Genomic DNA, 17072 nt, shown 5'->3' with positions numbered 1-17072 from the left:
ACAGTTAATTAACATTTTATTTTCTTTGTCATTTTTTTGTTAAAAAGATTTTATCATTTGACAACTTATCGATTAAAAATTTATTTTTCAACTATAAAATAACATTTATGATATTAATTTAATCAAAAATAAGTTAAAAAAGATCCTAAACAGGTTCTAAGGATTAATAATTTATTAACAGTAGAAAGTTTTGCAACAGCACCATTATTACCACTACCAGTAGATTTACTTAACTGACCAACACCCAATCCAGATACATTACCTGTTACATATGCTTTTATTACAGCAGCAGCTTCAAGTTTAATTCATATAGTGACAATTAGTAAAAAAATATCAGAATGTTGTGCACCTAATAATGAAGAAAATGCAATAAATCAACAACGTAATATATGACAAAAAATAGGTAATACAGCTGCAAGTTTATTAGCATCAATAACTATTGCTAGTGCAATTACTGGTGTTAGTCTTTTTGCATATCATGAATTAAGTAATCCAAATAATAATGATGATGATCAACCATTTTATAAAAAAAGATCAACGGCTTTTTGAGAAACAATAGCTGGTCTTGCAATAGTTGGTACTGGTTTATTAGTAAATACTGGAATGGAATTATATGAAAATTGATGTGCGGATGTTAATGATTTTGATGAGGAAGATAATTATGAAAATATTTCTAGCAGTACATCTTCACCATCATCATCAAGTTCTGAAGATAGTGATGATAATAATCCATTATTAAATAAACCTTTTAATCCAGAAAAAATTAATAATGGAGAGGAAACACAATCAGTCATGTCAACTTCTCATGTTGTTGAAATAGCTGATCCTAAACCACTTAATACAGCAGCATTAAATTCTGAAGAACGTTTGCCTGTTAAACAACAATCTTTAGAACGTCGATTATCAGTTTAATAATATTTAATATTATAAAAATAAAAAGGTATTCTTAAAAGAATACCTTTTTATACTAGTAATTTAATATTAGTGGTGCCCAGAGCGGGACTCGAACCCGCATGATTTCTCGGTAGATTTTGAGTCTACTACGTCTGCCATTTCGCCATCTGGGCAAAATATAGTTTACTTGCTTATAAAAAATGAGGAATACTTCCTCGTCATTAATAAATATATAAAATGGTGCCCAGAGCGAGACTCGAACTCGCACAACCTGTAAAAGTCATCGGATCTTAAGCCCGACGTGTCTGCCATTTCACCACCTGGGCATCAAATGGTGTCCCCGGCAAGGATCGAACTTGCGACACCTCGGTTAAAAGCCGAGTGCTCTACCGCTGAGCTACGAGGACAAATTAATAAAATATATGGCTGAGGTGGTTGGATTTGAACCAACGCATGACGGCGTCAAAGGCCGTTGCCTTACCCCTTGGCTACACCCCAATAAGTAATATGGTGGAGGGGGAGGGAGTCGAACCCCCGAACTCGAAGAGATCTGGTTTACAGCCAGGTGCAGTTGGCCACTTTGCTACCCCTCCATAAATAATAATGGTGCTGATGACAGGAATCGAACCTGCAACCTACGGTTTACAAAACCGTTGCTCTGCCGGATTGAGCCACATCAGCAGGTAAATGGTGGAGTATGACGGACTTGAACCGCCGACCTATTGCTTGTAAGGCAATTGCTCTCCCAGCTGAGCTAATACTCCTTATTTATTGTTTTATTAGAATTATTTATTCTTAAAAAACCTTAATCATTATAATAGATATTTTTCACATTTACAATTATTTTTTAAAGATAATGTAAAATTATTTTATTTTTAATTATTTTTTAAAAGAAAAGTTAAAAGAAAAAACCAAAAAAATAATTTTATGTTAAATATTACTATTTTATACCTATTTTCAGTTTTATATATTTTAAATATAATATTTTTTTTAAAGTTTGCTAAAATTTTTTTGAGCCATATTTATATTAAAAGAAAAAGAAAATTTATGCAAAAAATTTGAAAAAAATTATCAAAGTTAGATAAAATTGGCATTTACGTATTTATAACTATGTTAATAGTAATGATTTTAGGATTAATTTTAATTGGAACAGTATCTTGAACAGTTAAACCTCTAGGAGCTAAAGCGGCTGAAAGTCATGATGGGTTTTGAATTTTAAGAAATTCTCATCCTTGAACTATTGGAGATTTTATTAAGGGTAGTATAACTAATTTTGGTGTTACTATGTCATTAACTGATTTTTTTGATAAATTAAAAATTGCAGTTGCTGCATTAGGTGGAACTGCAACTTTAACAGGTACAGCAGCACAGTTGCAAATAGGAGTAATCTTAGCGGTTATTGCTACTCCAATCTTATTTTTTACAAGTCTTATTATTTTTGGATACAGTTGTTATTTAAAAGTAGTAAAAAAATAAAAATAGCAATTTATTAATTTTAAAAAATTCTTATTTTTCACATTAAAGTAAGAATTTTTTTATTTATTTTATAGCAGTAATATAACAATGATATAATTAAAAAAATAGGTGATAATAATGATAACTAAAAATTGATGAAAAAAATTACCTCTTGATGAAAAAATAATTACTATTTTATTTTTTTCTGGTTTTATATTTTTGTTATTAGAGTTAATTATGTTATTAAGTATTAAAATAGAAAACATTTTTAATGGATTTAATTTTATTTATATAAATGGTGTAATTGATAGTTTAACCTATCAAAGTAGTCAGGGAATAACAATAGATATTTTCTTTTTAAAAGTAGGAATTATTTTTACTATTTTCTTAATGCCAATTTGTTCTGGCTGTAGTATAATTTGATTTATTATTAAACGATTAATTTTTAAAAAATAGAGGTGAATAATGAAAAATAATGATTCATTTATTGAAATTATAAATAAAACTTTGGATAAAACAGTTAATTTGAATTTTAAAACTTTAAAAGGTCATAATATTATATTTATTGTTGATATGGTTAATGGCTTTGCTAAAAAAGGAAATTTATTTTCATCCAATATTAATTCAATTATTAAACCAATTAAAAATTTATTAGCAAAAGTAAATACTAATGAAACTAAAGTTATTGCTTTTAATGATGCTCATAATGAACATAGCCCCGAATTTCATACTTTTCCTAGTCATTGTTTGGAAAATACTATTGAATCAGAGTTAGTAGAAGAATTAAAATTTGACAATATTAAGATTATTAAAAAAAATAGTACTAATGGTTTTTTTGCTTTTGATTTTAAGCCAAATTTACAATGGGATAACATTATTATTGTTGGTTGTTGTACTGATATTTGTATTTATCAATTTGCTATTAGTTGTAAAACTTGATTTAATCAGCACAATAAAGAAGTAAATGTTATTGTTCCAATGACAATGACAAATACTTATGATCAACCAGAGCATCCAGCTCATATTTTAAATCAATATGCATGATATTCAATGCTTAAAAATGGCATTACTATTGTTAAGGATGTTATTTAATTAAAGTAGAATTTTAAATAAAATAAATTTATATAAATAATAAATTTTATACATATTATTTAATAATTTTTATATTTAGAATAGAAATTATGATAAAATGATAAAATAATTTAATAAATGTTTATACCTAATATATAAATTATTCTATATTAGGTTTTATTAAATTAAAATATTAGAAAAGGAAGATTAAAAGATGCCTAGTAAAGTAATTCAATCAGAAAGCGAGTATCAAGAATTTGAAAATCAGCAATTAATAATAAATATTTTTGAAAAATTTGAATTTAATTTAAATTTTAGAAATATGAGTTATGAAGATTTATCAATATTAAATATAAAATTATTAAATAATGAATTTAATGATGTTTATCAAGAGATTATTAAGAATAATGAAATAAATGAAAAATTATCTTTCATTTTTATTGAATGTATTAATCAAGGTTTTTCTGAAGAAAAAGCACAATATTCTATTCAAGAGCAAATAACTAAGCATATAGTAGAAAGTTTTTTAATTAAAGAACAAGAACAAAAAATGGTAAATGAAATAAATCAATTTGATTTTATAAATGCACCATCAACTAGCACTGGTATATATCATTTACCTGGAATGGCAACACTTTTTAGGACTATTTTTTGGTAGACACTTGTTCTTGATATTTGATAGGAGTTAAGTAGTTTAAAGTGCTGTGGATTCTTATGTTGTTGTATCAATTGATATAATCAAATAATTCTAATTTTAATTGGATTAATGATGTAAAATTTTTATCATTAATAAATTCAGTTTTGAAAGTTTTAAAAGTTGCTTCAGCAACAGCATTATCATAAGGACAACCTTTTTTGCTTAAAGATCGAGTAATATTGAATGCTAATAAAAGATTATTAATAATTTTATTGTTAAATTCATTACCTCGATCACTATGAAATATTTGGATATCTTTTAAACAGCGATTTGATTGCATAAATGCTTGATATACTAGTAATGCATCTTTTTTAACTCCAACACTATGTCCAATAATTTCGCGGTTAAATAGGTTTATTAATAGGCAAATATAGTTTCATTTACCATTAACTTGAACGTAAGTTAAATCACTAACAATAACTTCATTTTTAACCCTATTATTAAAGTTTCTATTAACAAGATTGGTTATTTGACTATTATTGACTTTATTATGATGATTTTTGAATGATAATTTAGTGTATTTTGATATTAAATTATGCTTATTCATAATTTCTTTAATTTTTCTGCGTGATAAATAAATTTCTTGGTTTTCTAAAATTTTTTTTAATCTTCTAGTACCATAAACTTCTTTATTTTCTTTAAAAGCACTAATAACAGCTTCATCATACATATTATTTTTGATTTTATTTTCTTTTTTCTTTAAGTTAAAATAATATGTTGATTTAGATATTTTCAAAAAACGACACATTGTGCGAATTTTATATTTAACTTTATTTTTAGCAATAATTTCTACTTTCTGCCTATTATTAGTGCTGCTTGCTTTAAAATATCATTTTCCATTCTTAATTGTTTTAATTCTTTTCTTAATTTAATTAATTCATTTTCTTCAACAGAACGATTATCTTTAGTTTTAAAACTACCTGAATTAGTAAATTGCTTAATTCAATTATAAGTAGCTGCTCTTGTAACATTGTACTCTTTAGCAAGACAAGACACTGACTTACCGCTTTGATATAAAGCTACTATTTGTTTTTTAAATTCATCTGAATATGAGTTAATATTGGCCATAATTATACTTCCTTTCTTTTCACTAATTTGTTCACTTGTCTACGTAATTAGTGTCCAATAAAGTGTAACCCATCCATACCATCATTTAAAATACAACTTAACTTATAATTACATTTATTTAGATTATTATTTACAAAAAAATGTCATAATATAATATTGTAAATGGGAGCATACCGATGTTGTCAATAATATTCAAATTTGTCTTAAAATTATAAAGTTAGACGAGAATAATTTTGACTTCAATATGCAATTGTATGTTAATCTTAACACTTGTAAAATATTAGTCAATAATAATACTTACTTTTATAATTCAAAAATTCTTATTAATAATTACTTTAATAAGTTTTATTTTATTTTTGGTTTTTTTAAAATCTTTAATTTTAATTTATAATAACTGGATGGCAGTATTTATTTGATAGCATTTAAAATTAACCATTTTTGTATATATATCAATATTATAAGTTCTATCACCAATCATATGTTTTAAAATTTGTTTAATATTAGTTTCAGTAAAGCAACCAATATTTTCAACTAATGCTTGGTTTTATATGTATTAAAAAGTGGATGTCAATGAAGAATGTTACCAAAAAATTTTCCAAAATGACAAACTGTATATTATTATTTTCAAATTTGAAGTAAAAATAGTGATAAAGAACCTAGCACTTGACAAGTAATTTTAAAAAAAATTAGTTAGAAAAGTTCGTATCAATAATGGTAGAAAAGAACAAACTAGTTTTTGTATAATTGATTCACAAAGTGTTAAGAACACAGATACTGCTAAAAATAAAGGTTATGATGCTGGTAAAAAAATTTCAGGAATAAAGCGTCATATTGCTGTTGATTCTCAAGGTTTACCACATACAATTTACATAACCACAGCAGAAAAAACAGATGGTAACAGTGCTATAATAATGATTGAAAATGAAAAAGAAAATTTATCTAAAGTTCAAAAAATACTAGTAGATGCTGGTTATACTGGTGAAAAATTTGCTTTTAAAATCAAAACAATCATAAATGCAAATGTTGAAGTTATCAAACGTAATGAATTACATTCTTTTGTATTATTGCCAAAAAGATGAGTTGTAGAACGAAGTTTTGCATGATTAGAAAAATGCAGAAGATTATGAAAAAATTGTGAAAGAAAATTAAATACTAGCTTACAAATGGTTGTTCTTTCCTTTATTTCAATTTTATTAAAAAGATTTTAAACAGGTTCTTAGAATTATTTGGAGAAATTTTTATGAAATTTTGAAATTTGCCAATGGCAGATTTAGGTTTTAATTTAGGTAATTTTGTTGTTTTTATTCTTTTAATAAAGTTTGCTATGTCAGAACCTGTTTGGAATCTTTTAAACATTATTAAACTAAAAAAGGGAATAATTATTTCTAACCTGACAGTTAATTAACATTTTATTTTCTTTGTCATTTTTTTGTTAAAAAGATTTTATCATTTGACAACTTATCGATTAAAAATTTATTTTTCAACTATAAAATAACATTTATGATATTAATTTAATCAAAAATAAGTTAAAAAAGATCCTAAACAGGTTCTCAGTTTTTTTAAATATTGATATTCAACCAGTTTCTACATCGGGGACTGTAAAGCAAAGTTATAAAAATATTAAAGGTAGTTCAAAATTTGTTGGTAAAAAAATCGCTAAACAACATGAAAGAAAACGTTTAAGAAATAAGGCAAAAGGTATTGAAAATAAAAAAGGGAAGTTTGTAGGTAAATAGTTATGTCTAATTTTGTAGTTAGTATATTGCATTTTATTTTTATATTTTCTAGTAGAGATATTCAAATATTTTTAAATCAACCAAATATTACTAATGAAGTTTATATTTTGTTTAATTTGACTTTTTGGTTGGTATTAGGTGTATTTTTTAATTTTATTTATCGTAGTATTAAATTTATTTTTAGGTTATTGTTTGGGTAGGTGTTAATTATGAGTGTTTGAGATATTTACAATAAAATACATCAATGTATTGTTGATTATTGAACTATGTTTATAGGTAATCCAGTTGATGATTTTACTACTATTTTATGAAATTTAGTAGTTTATGGAACTCAGTTTTTTATTGGATTTATTATATTTTATGGTTCATGGTGAATTTTAAAATGTTTATTTGGTAAATAATTATGTGATTTAAGTTTGCTAAATTATTTTTTGTTGTAAATACTTCTGTTCAAGCACCGACTAGTTTAATTGCTTCAAATGACCCTAATGTTGTTAATTATGATATTACAAAAGAAATGGTTAAACATGTTAAATATCATGATTTTGATATTGAGCAACAATTCCATGAAATTCTGCTTATTTTGATGTTGACCAACCGGATTTAAAATTAGTAAGTGGTGAATTTATAGGAAATAATGAAGGTTTATATACTTGTTATTATTATAGTGATACAGTTGGTGTTCCGTCACAAATGATAGATATGGGTACTGGTGTTTATACTTTTAATAGAAAACAATTAGATGAATTTTCACGTATTATGTTTAATCATAATTATGTTGCAAAGAATAATACTAATAATTTAAATTTTGTTAATACTGGTAAAAAAATTATAAATTTTCAAACACAGTTAAATTTTGAAATTGATAAACCTTTAAGTTTTTATATTCAAGGTTTTATGTTTTATTTTGAATATGAATATTTTAAAACTTTTACTGCTAATTTTGTTTTTAGTTTTTTAGATAATGTTGGTGACACAAAATATGTTTTTAAAGGTAAAGTTGATAATGATGTTTATCAGCAACATTTATATAATTTTGTTACTATGCCTATTCGTGTTCCAAATTTAAGACATTTAACAGTATTTTTTGATGTTCATGGTGAATCAACTAAACCAACTTTTTCACCACAGTTAAATTTTGGTCAAGTTAATATTTTTTCAAGTGAGAAAGTAACACCAGTTCCACCAAATAGTGCTTTTAATCCTGAGTATGAACGAGTTAGTTGATATGATGTTTTTGGTCAATTGCGTAATGCTTTTAGATGAGTACTTTATGGTGTTGTTGGTAAAGTTTTACCCGTTGAACCATTAAGACAGTTTCTTTTTACAACAGATAGTTTATTACGGCATATTTTTTCAGATACTATTAGTACTGCTTTAAATGTTGATATTGTTAGTGCAATTGAAAATATTATACCTTTGTGATTATTTGTTAGAGCAATTAGTTTAATTATAGGTTAGGAGTTGAAATAATGCCTTGATATGGTTATGTGTTATTAGTTATAGGTTTGATTGTTATTATTTATCCAATTTGTATAACTATTCGTAATGTTAAAATATTAAAACGTGTAGGTAGTTATATTATTTCAGCACCACCACGTACTGGTAAATCTGCTCTTGCTTGTTGTTTAGCTCAAACTCATAAGAAACGAGTAGTTAGTCCTTTTCCTATTAAATTAAAGACTGGTTATTCTTATTTGGTTAATTATAATGATGTTTTTACTTTTAATCAGTTAGCAAGTAATTATGCTTTTGAGGAACAAGATTTAATAATTTTAGATGAATTAGCATTAAAATTCTAATGATTTAGGAATGCAGTTTAAAAATCAACAAGAAAGTTTAGGACAATTTTGTAAGTTAATAGGTCATATGTTTAATGGTACGATGTATTTGATTGAACAACACCCTAATAGAATACCAGTACAAGCAAGAGAAAAAGTAGAATATGTTGTTCAAGTTAAAAGAATGCGTGTTTTTTTATTTTTTGTTGTGTTTAATATTAATTTATATACTAATATTGAAGATTATAATAAAGTAGTGTTTTCACATCGTAAAACAAAGAAAATGATTAAAAAAGGTATTTATGCCTCCTAGTTATAGAGGTGAAGCAATGGTTATGACTTTATTTTTTCCTAGACATTGGTTAAAGAGGTATAATTCACGTGCTTTACATTATGTGCATGAACTTAAAAGTGAACTATCACCTCTAAGAACCTGTTTGGAATCTTTTAAACATAATTAAACTAAAAAAGGGAATAATTATTTCTAACCTGACAGTTAATTAACATTTTATTTTCTTTGTCATTTTTTTGTTAAAAAGATTTTATCATTTGACAACTTATCGATTAAAAATTTATTTTTCAACTATAAAATAACATTTATGATATTAATTTAATCAAAAATAAGTTAAAAAAGATCCTAAACAGGTTCTAAGAAATACCTTAAACAAGCAAGTAGTATTGATATGACTTATAGTGATATTAAGTCTGCTGGTTTAGATAAATTGGATAATATTTTAAAGAAGAAAGATAAACCTAAAAATAAAGATAAATAAAAATGATTATAGTCCCAGTGAACCTACTGGGACTATAATTTGGGTGAGCCACGTAGTGGCGAGGGACGAAGTCCCTATATACTTGGTTTAAAGGAGAATAATATTCAAACAAAACGTTTAATTAAAAGTTTAATTAATAATTTTTTATTTATTATTAATGCTATTTTATGAATTTTTAATATTAGATCCGTTGGTGAAATCGTCACCGGAATTAATGTTGGATCAAATCGTAAAGAAAAACTAATCTATGGACTTTGCAGTTTACTACAATATATAACTTATATATCATTAATTGGATTTATTATTACTATTTATTGATGAATAAAAAATGATTTATCAATAGCAGAGCGTATAAGTGGATTAAAACAATCATAAATTAAAAATAAAAGGGTTTTTTTCACCATTTTATTTTTATTAATAAAATTATTTACTTATTTTAATGTAAAAATTAAGATTTTTTTAATTTTTACATTAAAATAAGTAAAAAAAATTTGGCATCGTGCTATTTTCCCATTGCTGGTATTTTCGCCGCTGGAGTGCTTAACTGCTGTGTTCGAGATGGGAACAGGTGTGACCACTCCGCCATGGACACCAAATAGTTTAGCAATTGCTCCCTAAAAACTAGAAACAGACATCTTTAAATTTGATTACTTTTGATTTGCAATAGAGAATATATTCTTCAATAAATCCTCGATCTATTAGTATCAGTAAGCTGAACATATCACTATGCTTACACACCTGACCTATCAACCTTGTAGTATTCAAGGGATCTTACTTCTTTCGAATGAGAAATCTCATCTTGGAACTGACTTCGCGCTTAGATGCTTTCAGCGCTTATTCATGCCCTACATAGCTACCCAGCTGTGCCACTGGCGTGACAACTGGTGCACCAGAGGTAGGTCCATTCCGGTCCTCTCGTACTAGGAACAGCTTTCCTCAAATTTCTTGCGCCCACGACAGATAGGGACCAAACTGTCTCACGACGTTCTGAACCCAGCTCGCGTACCGCTTTAATGGGCGAACAGCCCAACCCTTGGAAGCGACTACACCTCCAGGATGCGATGAGCCGACATCGAGGTGCCAAACCTCCCCGTCTATATGAACTATTGGGAGAGATTAGCCTGTTATCCCCGGGGTAACTTTTATCCGTTGAGCGACGGCCTTTCCACACAGCACCGCCGGATCACTAAGCCCAACTTTCGTTCCTGCTCGACTTGTATGTCTCGCAGTCAAGCACCCTTTTACCTTTGCGCTCTACATATGATTTCCATTCATATTGAGGGTACCTTTGGGCGCCTCCGTTACTTTTTAGGAGGCGACCGCCCCAGTCAAACTACCCACCAGACACTGTCCTTAGACCAGATTATGATCTCAAGTTAGAATTTCAATATAGCAAGGGTGGTATCCCAATGGTGACTCCATGCCTACTAGCGTCTGCATATCAACGTCTCCCACCTATGCTGTACAAACTTACACCAAAATTCAATATCAAGTTGTAGTAAAGCTCCACGGGGTCTTTCCGTCTAATCGCGGGTAACCTGCATCTTCACAGGTACTAAGATTTCACCGAGTCTATAGCCGAGACAGCGTCCGGATCGTTACGCCTTTCGTGCGGGTCAGAACTTACCTGACAAGGAATTTCGCTACCTTAGGACCGTTATAGTTACGGCCGCCGTTCACTGGGGCTTCAGTTCAAAGCTTCGCTTACGCTAACAAATCTCTTTAACCTTCCAGCACTGGGCAGGCGTCACCCCCTATACATCGTCTTACGACTTAGCAGAGAGCTGTGTTTTTGCTAAACAGTCGCCCGGACCTCTTCACTGCGACTCATATTGCTATGAGCTCCCCTTCTCGCTAACTTACGGGGTTATTTTGCAGAGTTCCTTAGCTATAGTTATCTCGCTTGCCTTAGGATATTCTCCTTGACCACGTGTGTCCGTTCTCGGTACAGGCACCATGGTGATGTCTTTAGAAACTTTTCTTGGAAGTATGGCATCAAATGCTTCGTTACTAAGCGAACCGTTCACTCCCCATCGTACTTCAAGGTTAACGCTGTGCGGATTTGCCTACACAACCCTCTTTGTACTTAGCCCAGCACTACCAATCACTGGGACATTTTAGCCTTCTCCGTCATTCCATCAGTCACCATGGTGGTACAGGAATATCAACCTGTTATCCATCGACTACGCCTTTCGGCCTCGCCTTAGGTCCTGACTAACCCTGGGTGGACGAACCTAGCCCAGGAAACCTTGGTCAATCGGCATGAAGGATTCTCACCTTCAATCGTTACTCACGCCGGCATTCTCACTTCTAAACGCTCCACTAGTCCTTCCGGTCTAACTTCGTCGCAGATTAGAACGCTCCCCTACCGCCCACAATATATGTAAACATATATATAGACCCATAGCTTCGGTACAATGCTTAGCCCCGGTACATTTTCCGCGCAGAATCATTCGACTAGTGAGCTGTTACGCACTCTTTAAAGGATGGCTGCTTCTAAGCCAACCTCCTAGCTGTCTGAACAATTCCACATCGTTTTCCACTTAGCATTGATTTGGGGACCTTAGCTGATGATCTGGGCTGTTTCCCTCATGTCCATGGACCTTATCACCCATAGACTGACTGCCAGATATGTAACAATGGCATTCACAGTTTAATTGCATTCAGTACCCCGAAGGTGGGGCCATCATACATTCAGAGCTTTACCTCCATTGCACTAATTCTGACGCTAGTCCTAAAACTATATCGGGGAGAACCAGCTATCTCCAGGTTCGATTGGAATTTCACCGCTAGCCACAAGTCATCCACGGTCTTTTCAACGAACGTTGGTTCGGTCCTCCATTAACTGTTACATTAACTTCAACCTGCTCATGGCTAGATCACCTGGTTTCGGGTCTACGACCACATACTAAACGCCCTATTCAGGCTCGCTTTCACTTCGGCTCCGTCTTTTCAACTTAACCTTGCATGTAATCGTAACTCGCCGGCTCATTCTACAAAAGGCACGCCGTCACCCATTAACGGGCTCCGACTTGTTGTAAGCATATGGTTTCAGAAACTATTTCACTCCCCTCTCGGGGTACTTTTCATCTTTCCCTCACGGTACTGGTTCACTATCGGTAATTGGTTAGTATTTAGCCTTACGCAGTGGTCTGCGCAAATTCCGACAAGGTTCCACGTGCCTCGCCGTACTCAGGATACTGTCAAGAGATTTATACATTTCGCATACTGGGCTTTCACCATCTATGGCGTTGCTTCCCAACAACTTCTGCTATATATAAATTTTGTAACTCTTCTCATAGGTCGAACCTAATAGACAGTCCTATAACCCCAGTCTGACGACTGGTTTAGGCTGCTCCCTTTTCGCTCGCCGCTACTAAGGGAATCGCATTCGCTTTCTTTTCCTCTAGGTACTAAGATGTTTCAATTCTCTAGGTATCACTCTGCACAACTATGAATTCATTGTACAGTACTATCTGATTAAAGATAGTGGGTTTCCCCATTCGGACATCTCCGGATCAAAGCTTATTTCCAGCTCCCCGAAGCTTATCGCAGGTAATCGCGTCCTTCATCGTCTTCCAATTCCAAGGCATCCACCATAAGCTCTTAATAATTTATTTTTAGAATATCCTATTGCAAGATAAAAATTATCTTATTTTTTTTAAAAGATGTCTATTATCCAGTTTTTAAAGAACAATTGCTCAGAGAAAACAATCCCTGAAAACTAAACAGAACAAAAGAAGTAATCCAATAAATCATCCATCTAATTTTTCTTGTTGTCTTGGTTTCTTATTAGAAAATAAACTTCATAGAAAGGAGGTGATCCATCCCCACCTTCCGGTAGGGATACCTTGTTACGACTTAACCCCAATCATCAACCCTGCCTTTGGCAGCTCCCTCCTTACGGTTAGGACACCGACTTCTGGCATTGCCAACTCTCGTGGTTTGACGGGCGGTGTGTACAAGACCCGAGAACGTATTCACCGCGACATTGCTGATTCGCGATTACTAGCGATTCCGACTTCATGAAGTCGAGTTGCAGACTTCAATCCGGACTGAGACTGACTTTTTGAGATTTGCTTGACCTCGCGGTTTAGCGACTCTTTGTATCAGCCATTGTAGCACGTGTGTAGCCCAGGTCATAAGGGGCATGATGATTTGACGTCGTCCCCACCTTCCTCTAGCTTACACTAGCAGTCTCCTTAGAGTCCCCAACTTAATGCTGGCAACTAAGGACAAGGGTTGCGTTCGTTGCTGAACTTAACCAAACATCTCACGACACGAACTGACGACAACCATGCACCACCTGTATCCTTGTTAACCTCTACTATATCTCTATAGCTTCGCAAGGTATGTCAAGACCTGGTAAGGTTCTTCGCGTTGCTTCGAATTAAACCACATGCTCCACCGCTTGTGCGGGTCCCCGTCAATTCCTTTGAGTTTCACTCTTGCGAGCATACTACTCAGGCGGAGTACTTAATGCGTTAGCTACAGCACTGCCTCATGGCAACACTTAGTACTCATCGTTTACGGCGTGGACTACTAGGGTATCTAATCCTATTTGCTCCCCACGCTTTCGTGCCACAACGTCAGTAATAGGCCAGTTAGCCGCTTTCGCCACTGGTGTTCCTTCATATATCTACGCATTCCACCGCTACACATGAAATTCCACTAACCTCTCCTATACTCTAGTAATGTAGTTTCCAAGGCGGTTAGGGGTTGAGCCCCTAAATTTAACCTCAGACTTGCAAAACCGTCTACGCACGCTTTACGCCCAATAAATCCGGATAACGCTTGCCACCTATGTATTACCGCGGCTGCTGGCACATAGTTAGCCGTGGCTTTCTGGTAAGGTATGGTCGATACTACAATCATTTCCTATTCTAGCACTTCTTCCCTTACAACAGACCTTTACAATCCGAAGACCTTCATCAGTCACGCGGCATTGCTCCATCAGGCTTTCGCCCATTGTGAAAAATTCCCTACTGCTGCCTTCCGTAGAAGTTTGGGCCGTGTCTCAGTCCCAATGTGGCCGTTCATCCTCTCAGATCGGCTACGCATCGTTACCTTGGTAAGCCATTACCTTACCAACTAGTTAATGCGCCGCATCCCCATCAATTAGCGAAGCAAATGCTCCTTTCATTATTTATCATTGCAAATAAATAACATATGCGGTATTAGCTGTCGTTTCCAACAGTTATTCCCCACTAAATGGTAGGTTAGATACGTGTTACTCACCCGTTCGCCACTAAAGATTGCTACTTTCGTTCGACTTGCATGTATTAGGCATGCCGCCAGCGTTAATCCTGAGCCAGGATCAAACTCTCAATAAAATTGTTTTTTTTAAAAGATGATATCTGACTTATTTAATTTTTAATAAAAAATTGACGGATTAATTCTTGTTCTATTTAGTTTTCAAAGATCGTTTTTTCTAGTTTGTAACCCATTTATTTTCGGGCACAATAAGTATCTTACAGAAAACAAAACCCAATGTCAATGAAAATAATAGTAAAAATATAAATATTTTTTTCGTATAAAAAAATGGTTTAAATTTTACTAATATACTTAGTAAAATTTAAATTGCTTAATTAACTAAAAAATCATTTAAGAATTAGAACCTTAAATGATTTTTTAATTTTTATAGTTATATTTTATTCTCAACTTGTTTTGTTAATAATTTTAAAAATTCTGATAAGGTAAAAATTTTACTTTCTTTTTGACCATACTGACGATAACTTAAATTATTATTTTCTATTTCCTTATCACCAATAATAATTTGATAAGGAATTTTTTGAGTTTGTGTTTCAACAATACGTTTGCCAATAGTTCCACTGCTAATAATTTCAGTTCGTAAATTATGTTGTTTACAAGTTTGCAATAATTTATTAGCATATTCTAAGGTTTTTTCTTTTTCATTTATTGGTAAAATTGCAATTTGCCTTGGTGCTAATCATAGTGGAAAAACACCTTTATTTTGTTCTAATAATGTGGCAATAAAACGTTCATATGTACCAATTAATCCTCGATGAACAATAACTGGATTTGTTTCATTATTATTTTCATCAATATAAGTTAAATTAAACTTTTTCGGTAATAAGAAATCGAATTGAATAGTAGATATTGTAATTTCATGACCTAATGCTGTTTTAATTTGAACATCAAATTTTGGTCCATAAAAAGCAGCCTCACCAATCATTGGTTTATACTCTAATTGTAATTCATCTAATACTTCATGTAATGCTGTTTCTGCTTGATTTCACATTTTATCATCATTAAAATATTTTTCTTTATCAGCAGGATCTCGTAAAGATAATGATAAATAATCAATTTTAATATTTAAAGTTTTTAAAACCTCAGCAATTAACTGATAACAACGTTTAAACTCTGTTTTCATTTGATCAAATCTAACAAAAATATGAGAATCAGTTAATTCCATACTTCTTACTCGTTCTAAACCAGTTAAAGCCCCACTTGCTTCATAACGATATAATAAAGCATGCTCACTTAAACGCAAAGGTAAATCTTTATAACTACGAAGAGCACTTTTATAAATCATACAGTGATGAGGACAAGTCATTGGTCTTAATACCAATTGTTCTTCTTCTTTTTTAATTGGAGTAAACATATTTTCACGATAATGATCTCAATGACCACTTTTTTTATATAATTCAACAGAACCTAAAACTGGTGTTGCTACTTCTTGATAATCTCACATAAATTCTTGTTTTCTCAAATATTCCTGCAAAACTTTTTTAATAATCATACCATTTGGTAAAAATATAGGTAATCCTTTACCACAATCATCATTAAAAGTAAAAATACTTAATTCTTTACCTAGTTTGCGATGATCACGATTTTTTCGTTCTTCAAGTTCATTAAGTTTATCTACTAATTTTACTTTTGAATAATCACAAATTCCAGAAATGCGCTGTAATTGTTTATTTTTATCATTTCCTAATCAATATGCACCAGTAATACTTAATAATTTAAAATCTTTTATTGATGAAGAATTATTAATAGCAACACCCGATGCTACTACTAAAGTCTTATTATCAACTAAATAAGAGCATTTTAATCCATTAACATGATTTAATTTAATATATTCTAAAGCAAAAGGATTGTCTTTATGAGTTTTTAAAGATTCTTCTTTAGTTTGACAAACTCTTTTAATTTCAATATTTTTTATTAAAATTTCACGCATTTTCTCTTCAATTTTAATTAATTCATCATTAGAAAGTCGTTTTTCATAATCAAAATCTAAATAAAAACCATTATCATTAGTATTAGCAATCGTAATTAACGCTTGTGGATACATTAATTTAATAGTATGAGCTAAAATCATAGCACATCCATAATTTAAAATAGTTCATCCTAAAGCATCATCTTTTTTAATAAACTTGATTTCAGCATCTTCTTTAATTTCTCAATATAAATCTTTTAATTGTCCATTCAGAGTAAAAGCAATAATTGAAGAATCTATATTTTCATTTTCCTGTTTTAATAATTGATAACCAGTAATTGGATTTTCAATATTATAAGTCATCGTTTTGCCATTTAATTTAATTACATTAATTTTCATGTTTTACCTAATTCCTTT

The 17072-nt window shown here is 30.9% G+C and carries 15 protein-coding genes, 7 tRNA genes, 3 rRNA genes and 1 pseudogene; 13 read left to right on the top strand and 13 right to left on the bottom strand.

What is annotated here, in order from left to right; translation table 4 throughout:
- Positions 1 to 113 precede the first annotated feature (113 nt).
- Positions 114 to 248, bottom strand: a complete 135-nt coding sequence (locus ACXUB0_RS07015; RefSeq protein ID WP_458258227.1) for a hypothetical protein — start codon at positions 246 to 248, stop codon at positions 114 to 116.
- A 64-nt stretch (positions 249 to 312) separates the two neighbouring features.
- Between ACXUB0_RS07015 and ACXUB0_RS07010 the strand changes: the two genes are divergently transcribed.
- Positions 313 to 912 carry a hypothetical protein gene (locus tag ACXUB0_RS07010; protein WP_458258226.1) on the top strand — a complete coding sequence of 200 codons (600 nt, stop codon included), beginning with the start codon at positions 313 to 315 and terminating at the stop codon, positions 910 to 912.
- Positions 913 to 985: 73 nt separating this feature from the next.
- Here the strand turns inward: ACXUB0_RS07010 and ACXUB0_RS07005 are convergent.
- The 7 genes from ACXUB0_RS07005 to ACXUB0_RS06975 form a co-directional block, all read right to left on the bottom strand.
- Positions 986 to 1067, bottom strand: a tRNA-Leu gene (locus tag ACXUB0_RS07005).
- 65 nt (positions 1068 to 1132) lie between these two features.
- Positions 1133 to 1220, bottom strand: a tRNA-Leu gene (locus ACXUB0_RS07000).
- A 6-nt stretch (positions 1221 to 1226) separates the two neighbouring features.
- Positions 1227 to 1301 (bottom strand) — tRNA-Lys (locus tag ACXUB0_RS06995).
- 16 nt (positions 1302 to 1317) lie between these two features.
- Positions 1318 to 1392, bottom strand: a tRNA-Gln gene (locus ACXUB0_RS06990).
- A 10-nt stretch (positions 1393 to 1402) separates the two neighbouring features.
- Positions 1403 to 1487, bottom strand: a tRNA-Tyr gene (locus tag ACXUB0_RS06985).
- A gap of 11 nt (positions 1488 to 1498) precedes the next feature.
- A tRNA-Thr gene (locus ACXUB0_RS06980) sits at positions 1499 to 1575 on the bottom strand.
- A gap of 7 nt (positions 1576 to 1582) precedes the next feature.
- Positions 1583 to 1658: transfer RNA gene (locus ACXUB0_RS06975), tRNA-Val, on the bottom strand.
- 283 nt (positions 1659 to 1941) lie between these two features.
- On the opposite strand from ACXUB0_RS06975, the gene ACXUB0_RS06970 reads away from it, so the two are divergent.
- From ACXUB0_RS06970 to ACXUB0_RS06960, 3 genes are all read left to right on the top strand, one after another.
- On the top strand, positions 1942 to 2370 hold the full coding sequence (locus tag ACXUB0_RS06970; RefSeq protein ID WP_458258225.1) for a hypothetical protein: 429 nt from the start codon (positions 1942 to 1944) through the stop codon (positions 2368 to 2370).
- Between the two features lie 444 nt (positions 2371 to 2814).
- Entirely contained in the window at positions 2815 to 3441 is a 627-nt protein-coding gene (locus ACXUB0_RS06965) for an isochorismatase family cysteine hydrolase (protein ID WP_458258224.1), read from the top strand.
- Positions 3442 to 3634: 193 nt separating this feature from the next.
- Positions 3635 to 4078: a hypothetical protein gene (locus ACXUB0_RS06960; protein ID WP_458258223.1), complete on the top strand. Its 444-nt coding sequence runs from the start codon at positions 3635 to 3637 to the stop codon at positions 4076 to 4078.
- Here the strand turns inward: ACXUB0_RS06960 and ACXUB0_RS06955 are convergent.
- Positions 4065 to 5185, bottom strand: a protein-coding gene (locus ACXUB0_RS06955) for an IS3 family transposase (protein ID WP_458258222.1) whose coding sequence is annotated in 2 segments (ribosomal slippage) — positions 4065 to 4909 and positions 4909 to 5185 — 1122 coding nt in all. Because the reading frame shifts where the segments join, the coding sequence is not laid out codon by codon here. The genes ACXUB0_RS06960 and ACXUB0_RS06955 overlap by 14 nt on opposite strands.
- Positions 5186 to 5720: 535 nt before the next feature.
- On the opposite strand from ACXUB0_RS06955, the pseudogene ACXUB0_RS06950 reads away from it, so the two are divergent.
- The 9 genes and pseudogenes from ACXUB0_RS06950 to ACXUB0_RS06910 form a co-directional block, all read left to right on the top strand.
- Positions 5721 to 6393: pseudogene (locus ACXUB0_RS06950) on the top strand (IS5 family transposase); the annotation flags it as partial.
- 32 nt (positions 6394 to 6425) lie between these two features.
- Positions 6426 to 6590 (top strand): hypothetical protein, encoded by a 165-nt coding sequence (locus ACXUB0_RS06945; protein ID WP_458258221.1) that lies wholly within the window; start codon positions 6426 to 6428, stop codon positions 6588 to 6590.
- A gap of 540 nt (positions 6591 to 7130) precedes the next feature.
- Complete coding sequence (locus ACXUB0_RS06940) at positions 7131 to 7322, top strand: hypothetical protein (RefSeq protein ID WP_338959238.1); 192 nt, start codon at positions 7131 to 7133, stop codon at positions 7320 to 7322.
- Positions 7323 to 7324: 2 nt separating this feature from the next.
- Positions 7325 to 7528 carry a hypothetical protein gene (locus ACXUB0_RS06935; protein WP_458258220.1) on the top strand — a complete coding sequence of 68 codons (204 nt, stop codon included), beginning with the start codon at positions 7325 to 7327 and terminating at the stop codon, positions 7526 to 7528.
- An 86-nt stretch (positions 7529 to 7614) separates the two neighbouring features.
- Positions 7615 to 8382 carry a hypothetical protein gene (locus ACXUB0_RS06930; RefSeq protein ID WP_458258219.1) on the top strand — a complete coding sequence of 256 codons (768 nt, stop codon included), beginning with the start codon at positions 7615 to 7617 and terminating at the stop codon, positions 8380 to 8382.
- Positions 8383 to 8393: 11 nt separating this feature from the next.
- Complete coding sequence (locus tag ACXUB0_RS06925) at positions 8394 to 8723, top strand: hypothetical protein (protein ID WP_458258218.1); 330 nt, start codon at positions 8394 to 8396, stop codon at positions 8721 to 8723.
- A gap of 10 nt (positions 8724 to 8733) precedes the next feature.
- On the top strand, positions 8734 to 9015 hold the full coding sequence (locus ACXUB0_RS06920; RefSeq protein ID WP_458258217.1) for a hypothetical protein: 282 nt from the start codon (positions 8734 to 8736) through the stop codon (positions 9013 to 9015).
- 22 nt (positions 9016 to 9037) lie between these two features.
- On the top strand, positions 9038 to 9163 hold the full coding sequence (locus ACXUB0_RS06915; RefSeq protein WP_458258216.1) for a hypothetical protein: 126 nt from the start codon (positions 9038 to 9040) through the stop codon (positions 9161 to 9163).
- Positions 9164 to 9514: 351 nt separating this feature from the next.
- Positions 9515 to 9850, top strand: coding sequence for a hypothetical protein (locus ACXUB0_RS06910; RefSeq protein ID WP_458258215.1), 336 nt, complete (start codon positions 9515 to 9517; stop codon positions 9848 to 9850).
- A gap of 114 nt (positions 9851 to 9964) precedes the next feature.
- On the opposite strand, the gene rrf is transcribed toward ACXUB0_RS06910, so the two are convergent.
- The 4 genes from rrf to thrS all read right to left on the bottom strand — a co-directional run bounded on the left by rrf (position 9965) and on the right by thrS (position 17054).
- A 5S ribosomal RNA gene (rrf, locus tag ACXUB0_RS06905) occupies positions 9965 to 10071 on the bottom strand.
- Between the two features lie 82 nt (positions 10072 to 10153).
- Positions 10154 to 13095, bottom strand: a 23S ribosomal RNA gene (locus tag ACXUB0_RS06900).
- 192 nt (positions 13096 to 13287) lie between these two features.
- Positions 13288 to 14808, bottom strand: a 16S ribosomal RNA gene (locus tag ACXUB0_RS06895).
- The 16S, 23S and 5S rRNA genes sit together here, the layout of an rRNA operon.
- A 311-nt stretch (positions 14809 to 15119) precedes the next feature.
- The gene (gene thrS / locus ACXUB0_RS06890; protein WP_458258214.1) at positions 15120 to 17054 is read right to left on the bottom strand and encodes a threonine--tRNA ligase; all 1935 of its coding nucleotides are present in this window, start codon (positions 17052 to 17054) and stop codon (positions 15120 to 15122) included.
- Between the last annotated feature and the right edge of the window lie 18 nt (positions 17055 to 17072).

Source organism: Spiroplasma endosymbiont of Dactylopius coccus (assembly GCF_977110965.1).
This window is presented reverse-complemented; position numbering and strand designations above follow the sequence as displayed.